Source organism: Paenibacillus sp. CAU 1782 (genome assembly GCF_054551715.1).
In genome coordinates, this window is the sequence record NZ_JBTOLL010000007.1 from 63,172 (window position 1) to 80,297 (window position 17,126).

Sequence of the window (17,126 nt, forward strand, 5' to 3'; positions counted from 1 at the left end):
AATCTAGCCGATATTGCCAAGCAGGGCAATGGCGGCGCTTGCAACTTCACTAAACTCGTCACCCCTGAACGCTACCAGGGAAAGAATAAACAATGCGGAAACGATAACAAATACGCCCATGCAAATATAAGAGGAAACACGCTGGGCTTTAGGGCCGATCGTAATGCCCCAGCTGATCAGAAATGCCCACAGTCCATTGCTGAAGTGGAACACGGCTGCCAATACGCCAATAACGTAAAGGGCAAAATAAACCGGGCTGCTGGCAATGTGATGCATGGTGGAGCCTAACTCTTCATGCGAAATTTTGCCCATATACACTTGAAGACGGGTCTGGTACACATGCCAGAAAACGAATACAAAAGTGATCACGCCGGTAATCCGTTGTGCTGTAAACGCCCAGTTGCGACCATATTTGAATCGCCCCGTATTAGAGTTTGACTGATACGCCACGTATAGGCCGTATATCCCGTGAAACAGCAGCGGGAGGTAGATCATTAACACTTCAAGAACCGGCAGCAGCGGCAGGCCGTTAATCAACCCAACGCCTTTGGCGAAGCCTTCCGGGCCGCGCTCAAACGCCTGATAGTTCGCCAGGCCATGCACAACAATGAACCCGCCAAGCGGAATAATGCCCAGAAGCGAGTGCAGTTTGCGCGCGAAATACGAATTCCCTTTCATTGTTCCCTTCTCCTTTCAAAACTGTGAGTTCCCCTAATTGTCAGATAAGCCAGTCTACATTGTAACGCTGGCGCATGCCTCCGTCAACAAAACTCGACACACATTCGCCACACTTCCATGGTACTCCTTTTCAGCTTATAATGGAATTGCATATTTATTATTAACTATTATAACAAAATGACATAAGGGGGTCGCGAGATGTATGAGGAATTGGAAATGTTTGCGGTTATCGTAGAACAGCGCAGTCTCAACAAAGCCTCCTCGCAATTAAATTTGTCACAGCCCGCGCTGTCGCGCAAGCTCGCCAAGCTGGAAAACGAGATCGGCGTCAAGCTTTTTCTCCGCGTCGGAAAGCGGCTGGAGCTGACCCGTATCGGCCAGTTGACCTACGAATACGCGCTGGAGCTGCGGCATCTTCACCGCAATTACTTACAGACGGTTGCCGAGTTTACCGCGACGGGAAGAGCCTCGTTGACAATCGGCGCCAGCCTTACGACGCTGCAGACAACGCTGCCGGATCTTATCCAGATCCTGACGGCAAGCCATCCCGAAATCGATATCAAGGCGGTAACCGGAAAAACGCATGAAATTATTACCTACGTCCGGGAGCATAAGGTTGACCTTGGCATTGTGGCGTCCGGCATCGACGATCCTGCCCTGCATTGCAGCCCCCTCTTCGAGGATCATCTGCTGCTGGTGCTGCCAAGCAATCATGAAATGGCGCAAAAGCCGCGTCTCTCCATTCAGGATTTGAATGGCCTGCCGATGATTCTTTTTTCCAGAGGAACCTGGTATCGCCTGCTGACGGACGAGCTGTTCGAGAAGCATCGTCTTGCTCCGGACGTGCGAATGGAAATCGACTCCTTCGAAGCCATTCTCCGTTTGCTGCACACCTGCCGGGCGGCCACCTTGCTTCCAAAATCTTATATGAGACGCGAGCTTCTGGAGGATAACGATGTAATCGCCTTGTCCATCCGTGAACTGGAGGAAACGAAGCGGACCACGTCGCTCATTCATGCAGATCCTGCCCGGCTCAGCCCTTCCGTCCGTGACTGCATCCGCGAGATCGAAGCCAGATACAGCTAGAGTGGGTTTGCATACTACGCCCTAGGGCGTCAACTCCGGCATGGAAAGGATAGGCCGGGTTGCGAACGCGGTAACCACTCACCTTGCGGTGAATTGGATAAATACGCCACCATTGTGATATGGTATACCTACTATTAAAATACAGAGGTGAACTATGGATCGCCAACTAATCAATGCCGGGGAATGGCGCAAGTACTGGCTGGCGGCGCTGCTGCTGACAGCCGTTTTTATGGTTATTGAAATTTATCCCCTTGTGAAGTCCGTCTCCAATCATCCTTACCAAAACAAGGTCATTTCAAAAGCGGAAGCGGCCAATGCCGCCATTGAATTCGCGACTCAGGAAACCGGCCTTTCCTTTGAAGCTAGCCACGTCGTCCATCAGACAAAAAAACTGTTTAACGGTTATTTGTCCAAGGAAAAATTATTGGAGCAGTACGAAACGGAATATGGAACGCGGTATCCGGGCGATACCTTCCAGGTGAATCTGGACCAAACGAATGGAAAAGCGTACGGCTTTGTTTATGTGCACATGTACACTGGGGAAATTGCCGCATGGAAATTCAATATCTCCAAGAATGAACCGCTTAATGATAAAGCGGCAGTGCTCTCAGCCTTGAATAAGGCACTTCAGTCCCGGGATATTGATCCAGGAAAACTGACTCCTGCAGGTAAGGATACCTGGCAGGTTGAGGGAGCATTCATCGGCGATGCTTCATTATTTATAAAAGCTGTCGCACAAGAAAACAACGGCACGATTTCCCTGGTGGAGTTCAAGCCTGAATTTAACGTGCCCCAAACATACAGCAGCTATGTTGCCAAGCAAGATAATCTTGCCAAATGGATGACCGGAATCGGCTACGTATTTTTCAGCATTGTGCTAGGTATTTTGGCCATCATTTACAGCATTTTATATCGCAAGCATACTTCCTTTAAATATGGAATTTTGCTCACTATTGTCTTTTTTATCGCCTATCTGATTATGAACCTGAATATGCTGGATGGCGGTTATGCAGTAAGCGGAGAAACGAGAATGCCGCAGGGCTTTGGAATGGTCACGGTGTTCCTTACCATTCTTCTGGCGATTCCTATGGTCGGCTCCGTCTATGTTTCCATTGTAGGCGGCGACGGCTTGTGGAAGTCGCAAGGCAGAGACTTGTGGCCGCGTCCTTCAGCGCCGGGTTTTGGCGATCATGTGTGGCGCAGCGTATGGCTTTCCTATCTGTTCGCCTTGGGCATGCTGGGATTGCAGCCGCTTCTGTTTAAAGGTCTGGAGCTGATTATCGGCACATGGTCGACAACTGATGTAATGATGTCGCCTTATAACATGGGCGTTCTGTGGCTGATGCCCGTGCTGGCTTGGGCCGCGGCGATTTCAGAGGAAGCCGTATTCCGGTTCTTCGGCATTGGCTTGCTGCGCAAATGGTTCCGGCATACATTTGCCGCAACCATCATACCAACGATCATCTGGTCGCTCGGTCACGTTATGTATCCGTTCTATCCATCGACCACCCGGTTATTCGAGCTGATGATCATCGGCCTGCTGTTCAGCTTTATTTTTGTACGGTACGGCTTTATTACCGCCGTCTTTACCCATGCCATCTTCAACAGCATCGCCGTTGCCAGCTCGCTTTATCTGATCGGCTCCATCGTGGATATTGTTTCCGCTACGTTCTTTATCGTGTTGCCTGTTATTATTGCCTGGGTTTTACGGGAATGGAACAAACGGGCCCAGCGAAAGGGCCCGCCCGTTATAGCGCCAAATGAATATGCCGGTGGCCCGCAAGCGCCTCAGTAAACCGTGTTATGGAGGCACGTTTATACGCTCGCTCAAACAAAGGTAAGCACAAAATAGCAAGGGGCTGTCCCGCGGTCTGTTACGGGCTGCGGGACAAGGAATTTCCGCTTACCGTTTACAAGCCGAATTCGGCCTGCAAACGGTAAGCGGCGCCTCTGTGGAGTAACCAGTCTCTTTGTGAAGGACCCGGTGTCTTGGTGGAGGGCCAAGGTCGGAAGCTCCGGTGGTGACACCCGTACCGTCCCACCGCGCGCTGAGAGCTGCGCGCGGTGCAGAAAAGCTGGCTCCACGTTACGTTAATTACATACGTTATGGACATCCATGACCGTTACAGCCCTGTTTTGATGCAAAGTCCATTTTTTACGGTCATCCATGACCGTAAAAACGCATTTTCGTGCCCAAAACGCGGCTTTTGAGCGTCTAAAGGACACGGGTGACCGTTAGCCAAAGCCAATGCATCCATATGGGGTTGTAACGGTCATCGATGACCGTTAGACTGGCAAAAGGCTGCTGTCGAGAGTGACATTAGGCGTGTATGAAAAGGTTGAGCCCTATTTTTAGTGAAAAAATGGAAAATGCGCACAAAAAACTCGCCTTCAAGTCATCCTTTCCCGTCCGGTCCTATCGGCTGAATCGTTATTCGTTCCGCTTGACTTTTTGGACGGCCCCGCAATAGATTACATTACTGCGTTTGTTGAGGTAGCTGCGGATCTGCAAGCGCCGCAATGATCTGTCCGGCGAGCTTGTCTCCGATTGACAAAGGACGGAAGTCTTCGACGGAGGCCTCTTTTATTTTTTTGAGCGAGCCAAAATGCTTCAGCAGCTGCTTGCGCCGCTTCTCCCCGATACCTGGTATGGCGTCCAGGCGCGATTCCACCATTGATTTCGCCCGCTGCTCGCGGTGAAACGTAATTGCAAAACGGTGAACTTCGTCTTGGATGCGCTGCAGGAGATAAAACTCCTGGCTGTCGCGCGGCAGCGGCACAATTTCGGCGGGGTCTCCTGTCATCAGCTGCGCCGTCTTATGTTTGGCATCCTTGACTAAGCCGCAAACCGGGATGAACAGGCCCAGTTCGTTCTCCAGCACGTCCAGCGCCGCTGCAATTTGCCCTTTGCCGCCGTCTACCACAATCAGATCGGGTTGAACCAAACCTTCCTTTAGCACCCGCTCGTAACGTCTGCGGATGACCTCTCGCATCGTATCGTAGTCATCCGGTCCTTCCACCGTCTTTACCTTGAACTTGCGGTATTCCTTGCGATCCGGCTTGCCGTCCGTAAATACCACCATTGCGGATACGGGATTTGTACCTTGAATATTGGAGTTATCGAATGCTTCGATCCGCTTGACGCTATCCATACCCAGCCAATCCGCCAGCGATTCGCTCGCTTTGACGCTGCGCGCTTCGTCGCGCTCGATTAAGCGGAATTTTTCATCCAGCATCATCTTGGCGTTATCCTGCGCCATGGTTACGACCTGGCTTTTTTTGCCCCGCTGCGGCAGCAGCACCTTGACCTTCAGCCAGTTATGAAGCGAGGCCACAACCTCCTCCTCGTGCTCCGTATCCTTCTCCGGCATAGAAGGCAGCAGGATTTGCTTGGGCAAAGCCGGATTATCGCTATAATACTGCGTCACAAACGTCATGAAGTCGTCGTATTCCTCGCCGTAATAAGGAAAGACGCTGCCATGGCGCTCGATCAGCTTGCCGCCGCGCATATACAGGATTTGCACGCACATCCAGCCTTTATCGACCGCATAGCCAAAAATATCCCGGTCCATGGCGTCGTTCATCGTAATTTTTTGCTTTTCCATTACGGCGTCGATCGCCAAAATCTGGTCTCGAAACTCTTTGGCGCGCTCAAACTCCAAACTTTCCGCCGCTTCCTCCATTTTACGCTGAAGCTCTTCTCTTACCGCATCATGCCCGCCGCCCAGAAAACGGACGATTTCGCCAATCATGGCATCGTATCGGGACTGCTCCACATCAAATTCGCAAGGAGCGAGACATTGGCCGATATGGTAATACAGGCATACTTTATCCGGCAGTGTTTTGCATTTGCGAAGCGGATATAAGCGATCCAGCAGCTTTTTGGTTTGCTGCGCCGCATACGCGTTCGGATAGGGGCCAAAATATTTGCCTTTGTCCTTGTAAATCTTGCGCGTAACCTCCAGCTTGGGATGGCGCTCATTTGTTATTTTGATATAAGGAAAGGACTTGTCGTCCTTCAGCAATACATTGTAGCGCGGCTGATGCTGCTTGATCAGGTTGCACTCCAGAATGAGAGCTTCCATGTTGCTGCCCGTTATAATAAATTCAAAATCGTATATTTCCGAAACCAACCGCTGCGTCTTCACATTATGGCTGCCGATAAAATAGGAACGAACCCGGTTTTTCAGCACCTTGGCTTTGCCGACATAAATGATGACGCCGTCCCTGTTTTTCATCAGGTAACAGCCCGGTTTATCGGGCAGCAGCGCAAGCTTGTTGCGAATCGCTTCCCTTGCTGCGTCAAATTGTTCCTTCTCTGCGCCGCTCCTGTTTTGTTCCATTCTGCTTCCCCTCCAACCGCCTTGCTTATCCCTTTATTTTATCATAAAAAACGAATTTGATAGGAGGGTAATTGTCAAGCTAATGCTTTACAATTATCCTGGGAGTTGGGTATACTAATGTAAGCGATTGATCGCTGCCAAGGAGGACGACCATAATGGAAAATGTTAGAGACCCGCGCGAGCATATTAACGAAGAGCCCCGTCATGATCTGATGGATGTTGTCTTCGGCTTTGGCGGAATGCTTGCCTTTATGACCGTTGTATTTGCAGCGGCGGTCATCATAAAGTTCGTAATTTCCTAAAGGCATTAGTTGCAAATGATAAAAGAGGAACCTTCGCAAGGATTAGCTTGCGGAGGTTCCTTTTTTTTGAGAACTGTTTAGCTTTGTTCTTTCCTTAGCTTATTTGACAGCGCGAAGCGAAGCATCATCGTCATCGGCATCCGGCTTTTGGCTCTGCTGACCACTGGCAGCAGCGCCCGCTCCTTTTCTGCGCTGGGATGACGGGGAAGAGGCTGACGGCGCATTCTTTTGGGAAGCCGCATCGTAACGCGTCCGTTCCGTCCGGTCTATCTGCACAATTCTTCCATCGTGGACTGTAATAATTACCTGTCCGTACTGTAGTCCGCTAACCTGGCTCAAAATCCGCTCCTGCCACTGCTCATCCACTTCCAACGGCTTTGCCATTTGCTTCCCTCCAATAAGTTCGCCCGCTTAATGGGCAGATGATGATTTCCATTCCACTATCGCTTTTACAATCAGCGTAATAACCGCGAGCATAACGAGAAGCGATGCTACCGCAAAAGACGCCGAAAACTGATATTCGTTATACAAAATTTCAACATGCAGGGGCAGCGTATTGGTTTGGCCGCGAATATGGCCCGAAACGACAGATACCGCTCCAAACTCGCCCATCGCGCGAGCATTACACAAAATAAGGCCGTAAAGCAATCCCCATTTGATATTCGGCAACGTCACTCTCCAGAAAATGGACCATCCGCGCGCGCCTAAGCTGGCGGCCGCCTCTTCCTCCTGCACGCCTTGCGCCTGCATAAGCGGAATCAGCTCCCGCGCTACAAACGGCACGGTTACAAAAACAGTGGCGAGCACAATGCCTGGCAAAGCAAACACGATTTGAATGCCTCGCTCATCCAGCCATGGCCCCAGAAAACCTTGCGCGCCAAACAGCAGGACATAAACAAGACCGGCGATTACGGGCGATACGGCAAAAGGCAAATCGATCAGGGTTATGAGGAAATTTTTCCCCTTGAATGAAAACTTGCTGATGGCCCATGCCGCAGCTAGACCAAAAATGGTATTGAGCGGCACCGCAATAACGGCGACGAGAAGAGTCAGCTTTAGCGCAGACAACGCATCCGGCTCCGTCAGCGCCTTCACATAAACATCTGCTCCCTTGCGGAACGCCTCAACAAACACCGATACCAGCGGCAATGCCACAACCAGCCCCAAAAAGGCCAACGCCAACCCGATCAGCAACCATTTGACGATAGGCGGCTCCGTTATATGCCGCGGCCGCTTTGACGCCTCGCTGTCCGTATGCACGGTAATAGCTCCCGCCAAATGTTTTTCCTCCTCTCATGAACAACAATTTGGGAAGGCGGGAATTCCCGCCTTATTCCGACAACGTACGACGGTTCATTTTCCATTGCAGCAAATTAATGAGCAGGAGCAGAATAAAGGAAATGGTCAACATAACCGCGGCTATTGCCGTTGCGCCCGCATAATCAAATTGCTCCAGCTTGGTCATAATAAGCAGCGGCGCGATTTCCGTCTTCAGCGGCATGTTGCCCGAGATAAACACAACCGATCCGTATTCACCGATGCCTCTCGCAAAAGCAAGCGCAAAACCGGTAAGCAAAGCCGGGAGCAGCTCCGGCAGGATGACTTTAAAGAAGGTTCTTAGCCTATACGCGCCAAGCATAACGGCGGCTTCTTCTCTTTCCTTCTCCAAATCCTGAAGCACCGGCTGCACCGTCCTGACAACAAACGGAAGCCCGATAAACACCAGCGCAATAATGATGCCTAGCTGCGAATAAGCAACTTTGATCCCCAGCGGATCAAGCAGAGATCCGACCCAGCCGTTTTTTGCATAAATCGTCGTTAAGGCGATACCCGCTACCGCAGTTGGCAGCGCAAAGGGAATATCCACCAGGCTGTCGATCAGCTTTTTGCCGGGGAACTGGTATCGTACCAGCACCCAGGCAACCAGCAAACCAAATACGGCATTGATCGCGCCCGCCCAAAACGCGGTGCTGAAGCTGATGCGGTACGAGGCCAGAACCCTTGGATTCGTCACCGTGCTCCAGAACTGCGCCCAGGTCAGATCAAACGATTTTACAAAAACGGCGGCAAGCGGTATCAGCACAATCAGGCTGATGTAGAAAATCGTAAATCCAAGCGATAATCCAAATCCCGGCAGCACTCTGACATTTCTGGAACCCTTCATGAGAAGTCAGCCCCGCTTTCACACGTTTTTTCCATCATGCGCCCGGTGTATAAATTTGATCGAATATACCGCCATCGGCAAAATGTTTCGTTTGCGCTTCTTTCCAGCCGCCAAAGTCCTTATCGATCGTAAGCAGCTCCAGCGACGGGAATTGCTCCGCAAATTCTGCGGCAATGGCTTCATCCGTCGGTCTGTAATAGTGTTTGCCGGCGATTTTTTGACCTTCATCCGTATACAAATATTGCAGATAGGCTTCGGCTACTTCACGCGTGCCGTTCGCATCGACCGTTTTGTCGACAATCGCAACCGGCGGCTCCGCCAAAATACTGATTGACGGATAGACGATATCGAATTTGTCAGGGCCAAGCTCGTTGATGGACAGGTAGGCCTCATTTTCCCAAGCCAGAAGCACGTCGCCAAGGCCGCGCTCAACAAACGTTGTTGTTGATCCACGCGCTCCGGTATCCAAAACCGGAACATGCTTGAACAGCTCCGTAATAAATTGTTTAGCCGCTTCTTCATCATTGTTGTTTTGCTTCAGGGCATATCCCCAAGCTGCAAGGTAGTTCCAGCGGGCTCCGCCGGACGTTTTTGGATTAGGCGTAATAACTTCCACTCCGTCCTTCAGCAGATCGTCCCAGTCCTGAAGTCCTTTTGGGTTGCCTTTCCGCACCAGAAATACGATTGTTGATGTATAAGGAGAGCTATTGCGTTCGAACTGGCTTTGCCAGTCGCTTTCCAACAGGCCTGCGTCTACGATGGCATCAATGTCATAACCAAGCGCCAATGTCACCACATCCGCCTTCAAGCCATCAATTACCGTTCTTGCTTGCTTGCCGGAGCCGCCATGCGATTGGTCGATCTCTACCTTCTGATTTTTTTCCTTGAGCCAATGATCAGCAAATGCTTTGTTGAATTCGACATAAAACTCCCGCGTAGGGTCATAGGAAACGTTCAGCAACTTTACAGGAGGAAGCGGCTCTTTGGTCTCTGTGTCTGTGGAGCCCTCTGTTGTTTGTGTCGGCGTTCCAGCAGCCCCGCCGCTATTGCCGCCATTATTGCCTGATTTTGCGCCGCCGCCGCATGCAGCCAGCACCAAAGTAATGGCAACGAAAAGTAAAATGGCCTGAAGTCGAACCGAAGTTTTTTTCACCTATTAAGCACCCCTTGTTCCAATAATTTTTTTCGGGAAGCAGCTAACTCCGGTTCGTCCGGTCATTAATATTATTCCTACCCGTTTAGTTGGTTATGAGTGAATATTACCAGCAGGCTCCAACCCTGTCAACAACAAAATTTCATTTTGGCAAAAACTAAATCGGCAACGCAAAAAGCCTGAATGAGGGATAAACACCACCGCATCCAGACTCTATGACTAACGTCCTATTTTCTTCCGCGCTTATTTTCGCCGGTAACCATGACCACTTCAACATAAGGCGAAATACGGTCCATAAGCCGCTGTCCCTTGTGCGCTTCGTCGCCGTCCTTGCTCGTAAAGCTGAAGTGTCTCTCCAATGCGTCCAGCTCATAATTGGAGGTGTAGAAAGTTGGCTTTCGTTCCATCCGGTAATTCAAAATGGCTCCAAGCACATGGTCCCGGACCCAGGGACTCAAATTTTCGGCCCCGATATCATCAAAGATAAGCAAATCGGTTTCCTTCATCATGTCCACCGTTTCCTTCAGCTTGCCGGGTTCATGCATCATTGATTTCAGATCCTCAACAAAATCCGGCATGTAGACAATAACGCCGGAGTAACCCGCTTTGGCCAGCTCCTGGAGCAAATAACACATCAGAAAGGTTTTGCCCGTGCCAAAACGCCCCGCCAAATAAAGGCCGTCCTGCTGAAGCCCTTGCTCAGTTGTCCGCTTGACGTATCGAATGATTTGGCCAACTGCTTTTATACGTTCTGGATCTTTAGACAATATTTCATCGGATGTATACTGTCTTTTCAAAATATAGTCGTCAACATAAAAACTTGTTATGCGACTGCGGACCGCTTCCTCCGACTGACGAGCCAAAAACTTGCGGCACGAAACCTTTCGATCGTACAGTTGGGTTTGCCCCCCTGCCGTATCGCAGTTGAGAAGCGTATAATGGCCTTCATAATCATTGGGGCAGCTATCTAAACCGGGGCAGTTGCTGCAATTACGGTGCTCCGTCACATATTGATACACCCGATTCAAATTAAGCCGGATCAATCCTTCGTCCAGATCGGGATATTTGGCAAGAAGCTTGCCGACAAGAGGATCCTCCATCAACTCTCGCAGCTTGACTTCCGCCTTCTCCGTCAGCGACTGCCCAGCGGGCCATGCCTTTAATAAATCGCCAAGCGACTCCATCATCCTTCACCCCGCTTCTACGTTTTACCATCCAGTTCTCTTGCCAGTTTGCGCAGCTCTTCAAGCTCCTCCATCGAAACGGGATCGTTTCTGTACTCCTCCGACACGATAGGAATATTGGGTTTCCCGGACATTCCGCCCCGTCCGCTTGTACGGCCGCCCCGAGCTCCGCTATTTCGCCCATTGCCATAAGAGGTACGGCCAGCGGGGCTAGCCGCCTCGCCATTCGCCAGCTCCTCACGGCGCCGTTCTTTGTCCTGCTCAACCTTGGCTTGCTCCCGAACATAATGGACAGCTTTTTCGAATGTATCTATATTTTTGATCAGCATATTGGACGCTACTGCATCCAGAAAGGTTCGAGTCACCCGACCGGAATCTCCGGCGCCGATCACATAATGAATAAGGACATTAATAACGGGCGCGGCCAACCGGTAATTGAGGTCGATTCGCTCGAACACGTTTTCGATCCAGTCCGGCACCGCTCCAGGAAAAAAGCGGCGCAGAAACCGGGTATGCGGCTCATTGCGCATCAGCATATTGTATTGCTGAATGTCGCAGCGGCCCGTCAATTGCTCGGGCACCGGCAAATAATATTGCTCTTGAACCTCGGCTTCATCTTCCGGCTCCTCTTCTACGCCTCGCGAAGCCGCCGATCCGTTTGTCATTGGCGTTTTGGCAAGGGTGCGCTGACGGTCGTCCTCCCGTTTTTTGTCCTGACGGTACAACTGATTGGCGCGTAATTGAAGCTCGTCAACATTCAACGAACCGGAATTATCAAACACCTCGTCTTCGTCCAGCAAGCGGCATACAGCCGATACGGACAAATGGTATTTATAAGCGACATAGTTGATCTGCGCCATGCTTTCGTCATTGCCGCGAAGCCGCTCCACATAGGGTCTGTTGGCTGAATTCCGCGGAAAGCGGAGGATCAGCTCGCCGTAGGGAATCCCCGCGCTGGCAAGCTCCTGACGAGGCGCGCTTTGCCTTGAAGGAGCAACCTCCGTAAGCGCCTGCTCCAGTTCGGAATCAAACGACTGCATATTCAGCTTGAACAATTCGTAAAAAGGAACCGATATATTTTCTTTCTCCAGCTCGGCTCCCGCAAGCTCGTCCGGCTCCGGCGAACCAAACAGTTCTCGAAGTTCGATCACCGCGTATTTGCCAATCTTGTCGCGCAAGAGCATCGCAAGATGAATATTTTGAAAAAATTCCCCGGGCGAAAGAGGAGACGCCAGCTCATATTCATATACGGTTTCCGCCAATACGGAGCCGCCTAATCTTGACGTTTGCAGAAGGCCTACCGCTTCCAGCCTGGAAGCAGCGTCCACGACCTGCCGTCTGTTTTTTTCATTCATGTCCAGGCCCAGCCCCAGAAACAGCTTGCGCTGCGGCTCCAGCTTGGAATATCCGCTTGAATCTCCGGAAATGGAATGATAAAGCTGCTGATAAAGCCCTACGGCAAACGCGCCGATCATCGGCTGATAGATCAGCGACAACATCCGCCCGTCAAGGCTGCTTAACGAAAAATCCCGAAATATGTAATATCGGTGATGCTCCGTGAATTGCATAAGATTTGGGATGCGCATTGCACTGTCTCCATCCTTGTTTTTCTTTCTACTATAGTATCATAAAAAGTATCATAGAGTCGCAGGCCAAAAAATGAAAAAACCTCCGCTTTGGCTAATCGGTACAACCGACAGCACCCGGAGGCTCATTAAATTGGCAATAAGTTGATAACCCATAACTTACAGCAGTTCTATCGCTTGCCTAAAACATTTTGTAGCCGCCCCTGCGCAGCGCACGAATCGCCCATCCGCTGACGTAAGCGCCAATCAAAGCGCCGGTAATGGGAATATAATAAACAAGCGTATAGGTTCCCAGGTTATCCAAGGTAGGATTCTGCGAAGCATCCCAAGGAGACCATATAGCCAGACCGATCAGCACAAGCACAAACAACGCAATCGGGAACCAAGTTGTTTTGAGCAGCATATTCAGAATAAAACCGATGCCGAACATCATGACAAAAAACAGCACGGTTGCAATAATAATTTGAATGGCTTCTACCATGAACCGCCTTGCCCCTTTCACATTGAAGCTGCCTGTCGAAATGTAACTGCTTGCAACTATCCTTCAGTTTAATAAAAGCCGAAAGTGAAGTCAATCACTATACCGCTTTCCGTTTAAAAAGTTTGGTTTTTGGAGGCGCCGTCTATAAAGGTATCCGACAACCATTCAAAAAAACGTTCCTTCTCTTGTAACTGCGGATAATGGGCTGAATCCTAAGGTCGAGGTCGGGATTGCTGCTTGGCGTTGCTGATTAGGGTTGTCCGCCGTGCTTAAAGAGACAAATGTCACAAGTCGGACATTTGCTCCCTACCGAAGCGTTAGGATACAATTAAACCATGGAAGAATTAGCCGAAACGGCAGCGAAAGGGGCAGAAATACGAGTATGAGTGAAGCCGCACAAACGTTGGAGGGCTGGTATGCGCTGCATGATTTCCGCAGTGTAGACTGGACCGCATGGAGACTTGCCGATGAGAGCGAACGCAAACGCGCGCTGGAAGAATTACATGCTTTTGTGAAAGAATGGACCACTCTCGAAGAACAAAATTTGGGCAGCACAGCTCTATATTCTATCGTTGGACAAAAAGCCGATATTGTTTTTATGCATTTGCGTGAAACACTTGAGGATTTGAACAAACTGGAAACCGCTTTTAACAAAACGCTGTTTGCCAGCTTTACATATCCCGTTCATTCCTATGTAAGCATTGTGGAGTTGAGCAATTACATGGGACAACCTGGAACAGATCCTATGGAAAATCCCGAGGTAGTGGCCCGTCTGAAACCGATTTTGCCAAAATGGCGTCATATCTGCTTCTATCCCATGAATAAACGCCGTTCGGGCAACGATAACTGGTACATGCTGGGCATGGAGGAACGCCGGGCCATGATGAGAAGCCATGGCATGATTGGCCGCAAATATGCGGGCAAAGTTAAACAGATCATTACAGGCTCCGTTGGCTTTGATAACTGGGAATGGGGCGTCACCTTGTTTGCGGAAGACGCGCTGCAGTTCAAAAAGCTGGTTTATGAAATGCGTTTTGACGAAGTAAGCGCGCGTTATGGCGATTTTGGCGACTTTTATGTCGGCAACATCCTGGATAACGATAAAATTGGAGAGCTTTTGAGCGTTTAGCGCGTTTTTGAATACTGTTGTGTTGGCCCACAACACGGATAACGATTTGGATTCAAAGCCTGCATGTTGCAGATCTTCTCAAAGGAAGACCTGCAACATGCAGGCTTTTTGGCTTTATGCACCAAAAAAAGCTCTTGTTGTCCGCGTTGCGATAACGACGGCATACAAGAGCTTTATTAAATGGGTTAAGTTTCGGCTGAGCTTAATGCTATTCCTCCGCGATTTCTTCGTTTGCCTTTTTGGCATCCAAATATTCGCGAGTTGCTCTGTCTCTCTCCCGCCCTTTGTCCTTCAGGCGTTCGATAGCAGGCTGAATGAGCAGATCGACTTCCTTCTGCACCGGATAAGCCAGATCGTACCGGTTCTGTGACTCCAGAAACGAGCCCACTTCCATCAATGCGTTGTAGCGATCCAGTTCATCTCTTGTCAACAAGCCGCGAACCTGTACGCTGCAATGGCGCATTAGAAAAATTTGCCTTTGCGCAGCACGAGCGGAATACCGCCGATGATGAACAGGTAACGAATATCAATGACTTTTTTCAGCAATGCCGCAAAACGGCCTTTGTATTTCTTGCCGAACGCAACGCCAATTGCTTCGCCTTTGCCAAGCGATGCAACGGTGCCTTTGTTGCTGAATACAAACGTTTTAAGCGGCTGGTTGCGAATCGAAGCAACCAGGTTGTTTGCGCAAACTACGCCTTGTTGCATAGCGATTTGGGCAGTTGGCGGATAAGGACGGCCTTCAGGGTTAAACATCAGGGAGTTGTCGCCAACAATATAGATGTTTTCGTGGCCCGGGCAGCGCAGGAACTCGTCGATTTTTACACGTCCGCGCATCGTTTCAAAGCCGGCTTCCTCGATCAGACGGTTGCCGCGAATGCCCCCGGTCCAGATAACGGTAGCGGATTTGATTTCTTCGCCTTCGCCTACGATAACGCCTTCAGGCGTGCACTCCTTGATTGCTGTTCCAATACGGAAGGTTACGCCCTTTTTAGTCAGAACGTTCATGCCGTATTCCACCAGCTCAGGGTCAAAACCAGGCAACGCCGTTGGCGCAGCTTCGATGTTATAAATTTTGACCAGGGACGGATCCACGTCAAATTCCTTGCACAATACAGGAATGCGGTCCGCAAGCTCGCCGATAAACTCGATTCCCGTAAAGCCGGCGCCGCCAACGATAAAGGTCAGGTAGTCTGTACGATGCGGTTCGCGTTTGTAGCGAGCGAATTGATAGTCGATATGCTCGCGAATCAGGCGAACGGAGTTGATGCTGCGAATGTTCATCGCATTTTCCGCCAAGCCTGGGATGCCAAACGTTTCCGGCTCTCCGCCCAGTCCGATTACCAGGTAGTCGTAGGAAAGCGTGCCGTCTTCCAGAATTACTTTTTTGTCCTGCGGACGAATTTGAACAACCGTCGATTTTACAAAATCGATTTTGAATTCGTCAATGAGTTTGGAGATGCTTACGCGAGCATTTTCATGAGCGTCTGTACCTGCTGCTGGCATGTGAAGATGAGTCGTAAAGTAGTGATAATCATGCTTGTTAACAAGCGTCACATCCGCCTCATTATAATTAAGCTCCTTCTGCAAGCGAAGCGCGGTCAGCACGCCGCCGTATCCTGCACCAAGAATAACGATTTTCGGTATGTTGCTCATTGCTTAATCCCATCCATTCTAAATGTTCTTTTGTGTTTATCTTAAGAGGTGTGAAAAATTACACAATCTCATCCAAACCGTCATATTTCTCTTTTTAAGTTTACGCCTAAATAAGGACTTTTACCCTTAGTCCTGTTTCATGCAACTAAGTTTCATATACATCAGACATATTACAGACTTTTCACAGAAAGTTCAAGAGTAAATTCTACGAAAAAGTTTAGAATTGTGCACAATCATTGGCATTTTCACAGTGAGAAATGATTTCAATTGCATGTCCAAAGGTTTATAATAGATACGGTAACAATAATGTTGGAGGTGCACTGTCAGTGTCAAATACAGAAGAAGGATTGAACCCGGTTGATATTCTAATTATCGGAGGAGGCCCGGCCGGAATGTTCGCCGCGTTCTACGGCGGAATGCGCCAGGCATCCGTAAAAATCGTGGAAAGCATGCCGCAATTGGGCGGACAGCTTGCCGCGCTTTATCCCGAGAAATATATTTATGATGTAGCCGGCTTTCCAAAAGTAACCGCTCAGGAGCTGGTTGACCGTCTTAAAGAGCAATTAGAGCTGTTCAAACCCGAGGTGTGCCTGGAGGAAAAAGTGACAAATGTCCGCAAGCAGGACGAAAGACTGTTTGAGGTGACAACCGATAAAGCCGTGCATTATGCAAAAGCGGTTATCATTACGGCAGGGGTCGGGGCATTCGAGCCACGCAGGCTGGAACTTCCGGAAGCGGCCCAATACGAAGGAAACAACCTGCATTATTTCGTAGGTGACCTGAGCAGATTCAAGGACAAACGCGTCTTGGTAAGCGGCGGCGGCGATTCCGCAGTGGACTGGTCGCTCATGCTGGAGCCCATTGCCAAAAGCGTAACGCTGATTCACCGTCGCGACAAATTCAGAGCGCACGAGCACAGCGTGGAAAATCTGATGAATTCATCCGTCAACGTTATTACGCCAACGGAAATAACGGCTTTGCAAGGCGACAACGCCATTACAAGCGTGACGCTGACCGACGTAAAAACAAAGGAAAGCACACAGCATGAAGTAGATGCCGTCATCGTCAATTTCGGTTTTGTGTCCTCGCTTGGACCAATCGCGGAATGGGGCATCGAAATCCAGGGCGGATCCATTGTGGTGGATACGCGGATGGAAACCAATATTCCCGGCATCTTTGCCGCAGGCGATATAACAACTTATCCCGGCAAGCTTAAACTGATTGCGGTAGGCTTCGGCGAAGCGCCGACCGCCATCAACAACGCCAAGGTTTATGTTGATCCAAGCGCCAAGCTGTCTCCCGGACACAGCAGCAACATGAAGCTTTAATCCCATTAATGCCAATAGGGTTAACCGCAGCGTCTG

General features: G+C 50.0%; 16 protein-coding genes. 5 read left to right on the forward strand and 11 right to left on the reverse strand.

What is annotated here, in order from left to right; all coding sequences use genetic code 11:
* Window positions 1–3: 3 nt before the first annotated feature.
* Complete coding sequence (locus tag ACX93W_RS16205) at window positions 4–678, reverse strand: succinate dehydrogenase cytochrome b558 subunit (protein ID WP_459393413.1); 675 nt, start codon at window positions 676–678, stop codon at window positions 4–6.
* Between the two features lie 198 nt (window positions 679–876).
* Here ACX93W_RS16205 and ACX93W_RS16210 point away from each other — a divergent pair, with 198 nt between their 5' ends.
* Both ACX93W_RS16210 and ACX93W_RS16215 read left to right on the forward strand, forming a co-directional pair.
* Window positions 877–1,764, forward strand: a complete 888-nt coding sequence (locus tag ACX93W_RS16210) for a LysR family transcriptional regulator (protein WP_459393414.1) — start codon at window positions 877–879, stop codon at window positions 1,762–1,764.
* A 154-nt stretch (window positions 1,765–1,918) separates the two neighbouring features.
* A complete protein-coding gene (locus ACX93W_RS16215) occupies window positions 1,919–3,559 on the forward strand; it encodes a CPBP family intramembrane glutamic endopeptidase (protein WP_459393415.1) in 1,641 nt (546 codons plus the stop codon).
* A gap of 682 nt (window positions 3,560–4,241) precedes the next feature.
* Here ACX93W_RS16215 and uvrC read toward each other — a convergent pair.
* A complete protein-coding gene (gene uvrC, locus ACX93W_RS16220; protein WP_459393416.1) occupies window positions 4,242–6,107 on the reverse strand; it encodes an excinuclease ABC subunit UvrC in 1,866 nt (621 codons plus the stop codon).
* Window positions 6,108–6,262: 155 nt separating this feature from the next.
* Here uvrC and ACX93W_RS16225 point away from each other — a divergent pair, with 155 nt between their 5' ends.
* Window positions 6,263–6,409, forward strand: a complete 147-nt coding sequence (locus ACX93W_RS16225) for a YqzM family protein (RefSeq protein WP_459393417.1) — start codon at window positions 6,263–6,265, stop codon at window positions 6,407–6,409.
* A gap of 99 nt (window positions 6,410–6,508) precedes the next feature.
* Here ACX93W_RS16225 and ACX93W_RS16230 read toward each other — a convergent pair whose 3' ends face one another.
* The 7 genes from ACX93W_RS16230 to ACX93W_RS16260 all read right to left on the reverse strand — a co-directional run bounded on the left by ACX93W_RS16230 (window position 6,509) and on the right by ACX93W_RS16260 (window position 12,977).
* The gene (locus tag ACX93W_RS16230) at window positions 6,509–6,793 is read right to left on the reverse strand and encodes a YezD family protein (protein ID WP_459393418.1); all 285 of its coding nucleotides are present in this window, start codon (window positions 6,791–6,793) and stop codon (window positions 6,509–6,511) included.
* A 27-nt stretch (window positions 6,794–6,820) separates the two neighbouring features.
* Window positions 6,821–7,687 (reverse strand): sulfate ABC transporter permease subunit CysW, encoded by an 867-nt coding sequence (cysW, locus tag ACX93W_RS16235; protein ID WP_459393419.1) that lies wholly within the window; start codon window positions 7,685–7,687, stop codon window positions 6,821–6,823.
* Window positions 7,688–7,739: 52 nt separating this feature from the next.
* Window positions 7,740–8,573: a sulfate ABC transporter permease subunit CysT gene (gene cysT, locus ACX93W_RS16240; RefSeq protein ID WP_459393420.1), complete on the reverse strand. Its 834-nt coding sequence runs from the start codon at window positions 8,571–8,573 to the stop codon at window positions 7,740–7,742.
* Window positions 8,574–8,607: 34 nt separating this feature from the next.
* Complete coding sequence (locus tag ACX93W_RS16245; RefSeq protein WP_459393421.1) at window positions 8,608–9,726, reverse strand: sulfate ABC transporter substrate-binding protein; 1,119 nt, start codon at window positions 9,724–9,726, stop codon at window positions 8,608–8,610.
* 227 nt (window positions 9,727–9,953) lie between these two features.
* On the reverse strand, window positions 9,954–10,910 hold the full coding sequence (gene dnaI / locus ACX93W_RS16250) for a primosomal protein DnaI (RefSeq protein ID WP_459393553.1): 957 nt from the start codon (window positions 10,908–10,910) through the stop codon (window positions 9,954–9,956).
* 17 nt (window positions 10,911–10,927) lie between these two features.
* On the reverse strand, window positions 10,928–12,496 hold the full coding sequence (locus ACX93W_RS16255) for a replication initiation and membrane attachment family protein (RefSeq protein WP_459393422.1): 1,569 nt from the start codon (window positions 12,494–12,496) through the stop codon (window positions 10,928–10,930).
* Between the two features lie 181 nt (window positions 12,497–12,677).
* Window positions 12,678–12,977, reverse strand: coding sequence for a YuiB family protein (locus ACX93W_RS16260; RefSeq protein ID WP_459393423.1), 300 nt, complete (start codon window positions 12,975–12,977; stop codon window positions 12,678–12,680).
* 382 nt (window positions 12,978–13,359) lie between these two features.
* Between ACX93W_RS16260 and hemQ the strand changes: the two genes are divergently transcribed.
* Window positions 13,360–14,106, forward strand: coding sequence for a hydrogen peroxide-dependent heme synthase (gene hemQ, locus ACX93W_RS16265; protein ID WP_459393424.1), 747 nt, complete (start codon window positions 13,360–13,362; stop codon window positions 14,104–14,106).
* Window positions 14,107–14,314: 208 nt separating this feature from the next.
* On the opposite strand, the gene ACX93W_RS16270 is transcribed toward hemQ, so the two are convergent.
* Window positions 14,315–14,569 (reverse strand): hypothetical protein, encoded by a 255-nt coding sequence (locus ACX93W_RS16270; protein ID WP_459393425.1) that lies wholly within the window; start codon window positions 14,567–14,569, stop codon window positions 14,315–14,317.
* The gene (locus tag ACX93W_RS16275) at window positions 14,569–15,762 is read right to left on the reverse strand and encodes an NAD(P)/FAD-dependent oxidoreductase (protein ID WP_459393426.1); all 1,194 of its coding nucleotides are present in this window, start codon (window positions 15,760–15,762) and stop codon (window positions 14,569–14,571) included. Before ACX93W_RS16275 ends, ACX93W_RS16270 begins: the two co-directional genes overlap by 1 nt.
* Before the next feature lie 326 nt (window positions 15,763–16,088).
* On the opposite strand from ACX93W_RS16275, the gene ACX93W_RS16280 reads away from it, so the two are divergent.
* Window positions 16,089–17,090 carry an NAD(P)/FAD-dependent oxidoreductase gene (locus ACX93W_RS16280; protein ID WP_459393427.1) on the forward strand — a complete coding sequence of 334 codons (1,002 nt, stop codon included), beginning with the start codon at window positions 16,089–16,091 and terminating at the stop codon, window positions 17,088–17,090.
* Window positions 17,091–17,126: the final 36 nt, after the last annotated feature.